The sequence below is a fragment of the Peribacillus sp. Hz7 genome, assembly GCF_042136355.1.
Lineage (GTDB): Bacteria > Bacillota > Bacilli > Bacillales > DSM-1321 > Peribacillus > Peribacillus asahii_A.
Window position 1 is genome coordinate 1 of the sequence record NZ_JBHHJV010000061.1, and the last position, 1,177, is coordinate 1,177.

Here is a 1,177-nt window from a genome sequence, read left to right on the forward strand (position 1 = left end):
TGAAGTGTACCCTTTGTAAAGGACATTTTAAAAAAAGCCTAGGCAGTTTTAAGAAGATGATCTCTGTATTGAACAGGGGTCATCTTTTTTAAATTCCATTGATATCTATAGTGATTGTAATAGATCATGTATTGCTTTATTTCTTTTTTTAATTCATCTAAAGTTGTACATGCTTTAATAGAGGCTTCATCTTTAAGATGGCCAAAGAATGACTCTTTGGGGGCGTTATCCCAACAGTTTCCTCGTCTTGACATAGATTGGCGTAACCCTAATTTCTTCACTGCTTTTTGAAAGATTGGACTCGTATAATGAACACCTTGATCCGAGTGAATTAAGGCATCTTTTGCTTTCATAAAGTTTTTGTTCTTCTTTAACTTCTTCAGTGTATCTGTAGCTAAATCCAAGGTCATACGGTCCGATAATTGGTAGGCTAAGATTTCTCCAGTCGAACCATCTTTAATGGCTGATAAGTAGGCCTTCATTCCTTTATCGTAATATAGATATGTGATATCTGTAAGGAGTACTTTACCTGGAACTCCTTGCTTAAATTGTCTATTTAAAAGGTTAGGTACAACACGGTGTTCTTTTGTAGCTTTCATCATTCGTCTATAAGGATTTGCTTTTCTTATAGGGCAAATAATGCCATTCTTTTTCATGATTCGTCGAATGCGTTTCAAATTGTAGACAATATTAAATTGACCCGCCAAAGTCATTTTGATTTGACGTGCCCCTTTCTTACGATTTTTAAAATGGAAGGCTTTTAAGATGATTTCCTTTACGGCCTCATCTTTTTTATCCTTTAGCTTTCTTCTTTCTTGTGATTCAAACGAGAAATAATTATAATAACCACTTCTTGAGACACCAGCCAGAGTACAAAGATAACTAACCATATTTTTCAGTTGATACTTTTCAATCACTGACCGAATAAGAATATATTTTTGGCTAGGGAGAAGCTCTATTTCCTTATCCCCCTTTCTGCAGTACGAATCTTTTTTAATAGTTCATTTTCCGCCTTTAGTAAGGTAATTTGTGCTTCTAAACGAGCATTTTTCTCCTCTAGGGTAAGTTCCTTTTCTCTGGGGCGTCCTGAGTTTTCTGCCCTAGTGTCACGTAAACCAATTATCCCGTTATTTTTGTATGCTTTTTGCCATCTTTTTCTCGCTGAATAAATTCTCTC

At 35.3% G+C, this 1,177-nt stretch carries 1 pseudogene; it reads right to left on the bottom strand.

What is annotated here, in order from left to right:
* Nucleotides 1-38: 38 nt before the first annotated feature.
* A pseudogene (locus ACE199_RS23490) lies at nt 39-1,177 on the bottom strand (IS3 family transposase); the annotation flags it as partial.